This is a genomic window from Arthrobacter sp. Y3221157 (assembly GCF_059089865.1).
Genome location: NZ_JBNHFD010000130.1, coordinates 1 through 6,230, shown reverse-complemented (window position 1 = coordinate 6,230; position 6,230 = coordinate 1). Strand labels below are relative to the sequence as shown.

The 6,230-nt window shown below is 68.7% G+C and carries 10 protein-coding genes, 1 pseudogene and 1 riboswitch; of the genes and pseudogenes, 8 read left to right on the top strand and 3 right to left on the bottom strand.

The features are described from left to right. Positions 1-379 (top strand): 2-phosphosulfolactate phosphatase (locus tag AC5RTT_RS19330; protein ID WP_494146530.1); only part of this gene is annotated, 379 nt, incomplete at its 5' end. Here the strand turns inward: AC5RTT_RS19330 and AC5RTT_RS19325 are convergent. After that, on the bottom strand, positions 370-771 hold the full coding sequence (locus tag AC5RTT_RS19325) for a YccF domain-containing protein (RefSeq protein WP_494053553.1): 402 nt from the start codon (positions 769-771) through the stop codon (positions 370-372). The two genes, AC5RTT_RS19330 and AC5RTT_RS19325, sit on opposite strands and share 10 nt — an antisense overlap. 106 nt (positions 772-877) lie before the next feature. Beyond that, entirely contained in the window at positions 878-1,489 is a 612-nt protein-coding gene (locus tag AC5RTT_RS19320) for a phosphoribosylanthranilate isomerase (RefSeq protein WP_494123511.1), read from the bottom strand. Positions 1,490-1,597: 108 nt separating this feature from the next. Between AC5RTT_RS19320 and AC5RTT_RS19315 the strand changes: the two genes are divergently transcribed. The 7 genes from AC5RTT_RS19315 (at position 1,598) to AC5RTT_RS19285 (ending at position 6,036) form a co-directional block, all read left to right on the top strand. After that, positions 1,598-2,179: a HutD/Ves family protein gene (locus AC5RTT_RS19315; protein WP_494053555.1), complete on the top strand. Its 582-nt coding sequence runs from the start codon at positions 1,598-1,600 to the stop codon at positions 2,177-2,179. Between the two features lie 99 nt (positions 2,180-2,278). Next, a complete protein-coding gene (locus tag AC5RTT_RS19310) occupies positions 2,279-2,809 on the top strand; it encodes a ferritin (protein ID WP_494053556.1) in 531 nt (176 codons plus the stop codon). Positions 2,810-2,880: 71 nt separating this feature from the next. Beyond that, positions 2,881-2,946: riboswitch (guanidine-III (ykkC-III) riboswitch) on the top strand. Between the two features lie 9 nt (positions 2,947-2,955). Next, positions 2,956-3,279 carry a DMT family transporter gene (locus tag AC5RTT_RS19305; protein ID WP_494053557.1) on the top strand — a complete coding sequence of 108 codons (324 nt, stop codon included), beginning with the start codon at positions 2,956-2,958 and terminating at the stop codon, positions 3,277-3,279. After that, positions 3,279-3,668 (top strand): DMT family transporter, encoded by a 390-nt coding sequence (locus AC5RTT_RS19300; protein WP_494053587.1) that lies wholly within the window; start codon positions 3,279-3,281, stop codon positions 3,666-3,668. The genes AC5RTT_RS19305 and AC5RTT_RS19300 overlap by 1 nt, the downstream gene beginning before the upstream one ends. A 29-nt stretch (positions 3,669-3,697) precedes the next feature. Continuing rightward, positions 3,698-4,324 carry a nucleoside/nucleotide kinase family protein gene (locus tag AC5RTT_RS19295; RefSeq protein ID WP_494123512.1) on the top strand — a complete coding sequence of 209 codons (627 nt, stop codon included), beginning with the start codon at positions 3,698-3,700 and terminating at the stop codon, positions 4,322-4,324. 30 nt (positions 4,325-4,354) lie between these two features. After that, positions 4,355-5,347 carry an aldo/keto reductase gene (locus AC5RTT_RS19290; RefSeq protein WP_494146529.1) on the top strand — a complete coding sequence of 331 codons (993 nt, stop codon included), beginning with the start codon at positions 4,355-4,357 and terminating at the stop codon, positions 5,345-5,347. A 38-nt stretch (positions 5,348-5,385) separates the two neighbouring features. Further along, positions 5,386-6,036 carry an MBL fold metallo-hydrolase gene (locus tag AC5RTT_RS19285; RefSeq protein ID WP_494146528.1) on the top strand — a complete coding sequence of 217 codons (651 nt, stop codon included), beginning with the start codon at positions 5,386-5,388 and terminating at the stop codon, positions 6,034-6,036. On the opposite strand, the pseudogene AC5RTT_RS19280 reads toward AC5RTT_RS19285, so the two are convergent. Continuing rightward, positions 6,037-6,230, bottom strand: a pseudogene (locus AC5RTT_RS19280) (DEAD/DEAH box helicase); the annotation flags it as partial. It abuts the gene before it with no gap.

The following is a 6,230-nucleotide window of genomic DNA, read 5'->3' as shown; positions in this document are numbered from 1 at the left end:
GAACCTTCCGGAGGACGCGGTGATTGCCGTGGTGGCCGCCGGCGAACGCTGGCCGGACGGCTCCCTCCGCCCCGCCGTCGAGGACCAGATCGGGGCGGGCGCCTTCATCGCGGGACTGGCGGCCTCCGGTAAGGGCGGTTACGAGGCGGCGGAGGGCCGGGAGGGCAGGCACGGCTACGCGCCCGAAGCAGAACTGGCAATGGCCGTCTTTGAGGCCGCGGAGCCGGACCTCCGTGACATGCTGCACGGCTGTTCCAGCGGTCGTGAACTGGCCGGCGCGGGCTACGGCAGGGACGTGGACATCGCCGCCGAACTGGACGACAGCGACGCCGTCGCCATCCTGGTGGACGGTGTGTTCCGGAGCAGCGTTTACCGGTAGGCCGGCACGAACGGCGCGTTGGTGGGCACGATCTGCTTGCCCAGCGGCATCAGGGACACAGGGATGAGCTTCAGGTTGGCGATGGCCAGCGGGATGCCGATGATGGTGACCGCCATCGCAAAGGCCGTGACCACATGGCCGATGGCGATCCAGATGCCCGCAACCAGCAGCCAGATCACATTGCCCAGCATCGGGAAGATGCCCGTTCCGCCCGGCTTGTCCACCACAGTGCGGCCGAACGGCCACAGCGTGTAGGCGGCGATCCGGAAGGAGGCGATGCCCCACGGGATGGTGATGATCAGCAGGCAGCAGATCACGCCGGCCACAAAATATCCCAGGGCGAGCCAGAGGCCGCCGAAAACCAGCCAGATGATGTTGAGCAGCGTCTTCATTTACCCATTGTCCCCCGGCCGGCACCTCACCATGGTGGGGGACGCCCCTGACCGGACCCTGAAATCACCGGTCCCGGAAGCGCCGCTTCCCGGCCGGCCCCGGGCTTCAGACCGTGGTGTCCGACTTCGCGGCGTGTACGAAGGCGCGGATCTTGGCCAGGTCCTTCACCCCGCGGGATGCCTCCACACCGGAGGACACGTCCACGCCCCACGCGTGGGCGGCGGCGGAAGCCTGCGCCACGTTGGCCGGGTTCAGCCCGCCGGCGAGCAGCCACCTGCGTTCCTGCAGCTCAGGCACCTCGGTCATCGCGGCGTAGTCCCAGGTTTCACCGGAGCCGGGCACGGCGGCGTCGATCAGGAGCAGGTCCTCGCCCCAGTCTTCAATCTCCTGCCGCGTGGCATCCATGGTGACGGCCCTGATGACCTTCATGCCGGCGTCGTGCACCGTGGCGATGTCCTCCCGCGTGCGGGCGCCGTGCAGCTGGACCCATTGCAGCCCCGCGGCCCGGGCAATGGCGACGGCGTCGGCAACCGGCTCGTGGCGGAACACGCCGATGGGGGTGACCCGGTCCGGTACATCGGCCAGAAGGGAGGACACCTGGCCCGGCGAGACAACCCGCGGACTGGCGGTAAGGACGAAACCTACGGCGTCCGCTCCGGAATCAACCGCCTCGCGGACCGATTCAGGGGTACTGAGACCACACACTTTGACGAACATTCCCGGGCTCCTTCAGGCTGTTTTCGTGATGACCCCCCGCAGGAGAGTAGCAGGGAAGGCCGGGACGCGCGACGGCGGGCAGCCCAGCCGGGGAACTAGGCTGGGCTGATGCAGATCATCCGCTTCGCAGACCTCAAAGCCGAACCGTGGCGTAACGGCGGCGGCGTGACCCGCCAGCTGGCCAGCCGGCCCTCGGCCGCCGGTGATGACGGCCAGGGCGGAGGCTGGGACTGGCGGGTGAGCATCGCCGACGTCACCAGGGCCGGCGACTTCTCCCCCTTCCCGGGGATGGAGCGGCTCCTGACCGTGATCGAGGGGGACCTGCTGCTGCTGACCGTTGGAGGCGCCGAGCATCCGGTGGAAAAGTACCGGCCCTTCCGGTTTGACGGCGGGGCCGCCACGTCGGGTGCCCTGCCCACCGGTGACATCCGGAACCTCAATGTCATCACGCGGTCCGGGGCGTACAAGGCCTACACGTCCATCATCGAGCTCTCGAAGAAGCGGTCCAAGCCCCTGTGGGACGGGCAGGTGGGCGTGCTGCTCCAGGGCCAGGCCACCGTGGCCGATGCAACCCATGAACCGGCAGCCCTGGACCGGTACGACGCCGTGGTGGGGTCGGACAGCAGCACCCCGGAGGTCCTGGGCCGGGGCTTCCTGGCCGTGGTGTCCATCGACCCCGTCGAGGACTGATCCGAGCCGCTGCAGAGCCGCCGGATAGGCCAGCCTCGCCTTGGGAAGACCAGCCTTTCCACACTGGTTACCGTTGGCCGCCGTCCCTAGACTCAGGCTATGACCAGAACAACATTCAACGCGCTCCTGTCCACCCAGATCGCCAACGAGTTCACTGCATCGCAGCAGTACATTGCCGTGGCCACCTGGTTCGCCAACCAGGACCTTCCCCAGCTGGCCAAATACTTCTACCGCCAGTCCGTGGAGGAACGGAACCACGCCATGATGATGGTGCAGTACATGCTGGACCGCGACATCCCCTTCACCATCCCGGGCGTCCCGGCCGTCCGCAACGACTTCTCCAAAGTCACCGAGCCGCTGGCCCTGGCCCTGCACCAGGAGAAGGAAGTCACCCGCAACATCGAAGACCTGTTCCGGGCTGCCCGCAGCGAGAACGACGCCCTGGGCGAGCAGTTCATGCTGTGGTTCCTCAAGGAGCAGGTGGAGGAGGTGGCGTCCATGACCACGCTGCTGAACATCGCGGAGCGGGCGGACAACCTCTTCGACATCGAGAACTTCATTGCCCGCGAGACCATTGGCGACGGCGGCCGCGACTCCGCCGCTCCCGAGGCTGCCGGCGGCGCCCTCTAGGGCCAGCACGCGGCTGGTGAGGTTGGCCACCAGACGTGGCCAGCCGCCGTCGTGCGTTGCTAGGCTGGAAACCAAGGCTCCGCACCCGAGCCTCCGGACGACGGTTCAGTACCCGGCACGCGACAAGACTGGCCAAAGGATCTGTCATGTCGTGGTTAATCCTTCTTCTCTCCGGCGCCCTGGAGGCCGTCTGGGCGGCCGCCCTGCACCGCACCTTCCAGGCCACCGGCCGCCGCCGGATTGCTCCTGCACTCCTGTTCGTGGTCTCCGTCGCGGCCAGCACCGGCGGCCTGGCCATAGCTATGCAGACCATCCCCACCGGCACCGCCTACGCCGTCTGGGTGGGAGTGGGCGTGGTGCTCACCTCCGCCTACGCGATCATCACCAAGGTGGAACGCCCGACGGCGGCGCGGCTGCTCCTGCTCGCCGGCATCGCCGCGTGCGTGGTTGGCCTGAAGGTGGTGGCGTGATGTTGAAGCGTTCCATTCCCTGGCTGGTGCTCCTGGCGTCCGCCGTCCTCGAAGCTGTCTGGGCAACGGCCTTGGGCCTCTCAGACGGGTTCAGCAAACCCCTGCCGACGCTGGTCTTCATCGTCACCGCCGTGCTGAGCATGCTCGGCCTGGGCCTCGCCATCCGCAGCATTCCGTTGGGCACCGCCTATGCCATCTGGGTGGGTATTGGTGCCGCGCTGACGGTGGGCTGGGCGATGGCTACTGGCGTAGAGCCATTCAGCCTGCTGAAGCTGCTGTTCATCGCGGGAATCGTGGCGTGTGCAGCCGGGTTGAAGCTGCTCCCCGCCCGGAAGCAGGAGCCAGCCGCCGAGCCGGCCGCGGAACCTGCCGGGCCGGCCCGCCGCTGATGCAAGCAGGGGCGGTCTAGGCTTTTGCCATGGACTCCCCCGAAGTCAGCCAGGCCCTGGATGCCCTGCGGCGCCGCCTGGTCCCCGGAACGCGCACTATCTTGGGCATCACCGGCGCGCCTGGATCGGGCAAATCCACCTTCGCCGCCTGGATCCAGCAACAGCTCGAAGAGGGGACGGCGGTGGTGGTCCCCATGGACGGCTTCCACCTGGGCAACGCCATCATCGACGGGACGCCCCTGCAGCAGCGGAAGGGCGCCATCGACACGTTCGACGCCGGCGGGTACCTTGCGCTGCTCCGGCGCCTGGCGCGCCGGGACGAGCCTGTGGTGTACGCCCCGGAGTTCCGGCGCACCCTGGACGAACCGGTGGCCGCCTCCATCGCCGTGCCCGCGGAAGTGCCCCTGGTCATCACGGAGGGGAACTACCTGCTCGCCGAACAGGAGCCGTGGAAAGAGGTCCGGGCACAGCTGGACGAGGTCTGGTTCGTAGACACGCCGCAGGAACTGCGGCTGCGCCGACTGGTGGCACGGCATGTCTCGTTCGGGATGGACCAGGCCGCCGCGGAGGCGTGGGCCGCGGGACCGGACGAAAACAACGCCCGGCTGATCCAGGCCACCAGGCCCGCCGCGGACCGCATCATCCCCTGGAACTGAACCATGCGCACACCACCAAGGAGGCCCCAGATGGCACCAGCAGTACAGCTCGGCGACGGATTGTCCGTCAGTCCCCTTGGCTTCGGCGGCATGGCCCTGACCCCCGTCTACGGTGACGTGGACCCGGCGGATGCGCTGCATACCCTGCACCATGCCGTGGACGCCGGTGTCAGCTTCATGGACACCGCCGACGTCTACGGCGCGGGCAGCAATGAGGAACTTATTGGCCGGCTGCTGCGGGAGCGTCGCGGCGAGGTCCAACTGGCCACCAAGTTCGGGCTGGTGGGGAGTCCTGCCGGCGGTTACACGGATATCCGGAACGATGCTGCCTACATCCGCCAGGCGGTGGACCGAAGCCTGCAGCGGCTGGGCACCGACGTGATCGACCTTTACTACATGCACCGCCGTAACCTCGACGTTCCGATTGTGGAAACCGTGGAAGCTATGGCGGAGCTTGTAGAGCAGGGCAAGATCCGGCACCTGGGCCTGTCTGAAGTGACGGCGCAGGAGCTGGAGGAGGCCTCCGCTGTCCACCCCATTGCGGCGGTCCAGAGTGAGTGGTCCATCTGGAGCCGCGACGTGGAACGCAACGTTGTTCCTGCCGCCGCAGCGCTGAGGGTAGGGTTCGTGCCGTACTCACCGCTGGGCCGGGGATTCCTCACCGGCACGGTGGACGCCGCCAGCCTGGCGGACAACGACTTCCGCCGCAACATCCCCAGGTTTGCCCCGGACGCCGCGGCCGCGAACCAGGCAGTGGTGGCCGCCGTCCGGGCGGTGGCCGATGAGCTGGGTGCAACGCCCGCCCAAGTGGCCCTGGCCTGGCTGCTGGCGCAGGGCAGGCGGCTGGGCCTTCCCGTTGTCCCCATCCCGGGGACCCGCAAGCGGGACCGGATCGACGAGAACCTGGGTGCCCTCGCCCTGGACCTCAGCGCCGCCCAACTGGACGCGCTGGACCAGGCCTCGGACGCCGTCGTCGGCTCCCGCTCAGCGGATCCCGCCTGGGTGTCGCAGGGCCGGGAATAGCCCGCCCCGGGGACCGCGGGGTCCCTAGACTGAAGCCCATGGACTCACTTCTTCACGACCTGCCGGCCCTGACCATCCGCCGCATCGCCGTCAGCGAAATGGACAACAACGTGTACCTGCTGACCGCCAAGACGAGCGGTGAACAGGTGCTGATCGACGCGGCCGACGATGCGCCCGCCATCCGGCAGCTGCTGGCAGAGGGGGCAGCGGACACCTCCGCCGCGGTAAGCCTCGCGCTGATCGCCACCACCCACCAGCACTGGGACCACGTGCGGGCGCTCCAGGAACTGGTTGAGGAGACCGGCGCGCCCACCGCCGCAGGAGCGGACGACGCCGAGGCGCTGCCTGTTCCGGTGGACCGTCGCCTTGGGCACGGGGACACGGTTGGCGTGGACGGGTTCGAGCTCACGGCTGTCCATCTACGCGGACACACGCCGGGCTCGATCGCCTTTGTGTACCAGGACCCGGAGGGCCCGGTCCACATCTTCTCCGGCGACTCGCTCTTTCCCGGCGGCGTGGGCAACACCCAGAAGGATCCCGAGCGGTTCAACCAGCTACTGTCCGACGTGACGGAGCGGCTGTTCGGCGCCTACCCGGATGCCGCCGTCGTGCATCCCGGCCACGGCAAGCCGACGACGCTCGGCGCCGAGCGGCCACACCTGGAGGAGTGGCGCGCCCGGGGCTGGTAACTACCGTCCGCGGCGTTCGTTCGAGGCCGGAGCCGAAGCACGGCGGGGACCGCTGCGGGCGGGGCGGCCCGAGCCGCCGTTGCCGGCGTAGGAGCCGCCGGACGTTCCGCCGGTGTTGGAGGACCAGACGGCCTTGCTGCCGCCCGTGTTGGACGCACCCGCGCCGGAGCGCTGTCCGCCCGAGCGGCCGGCAC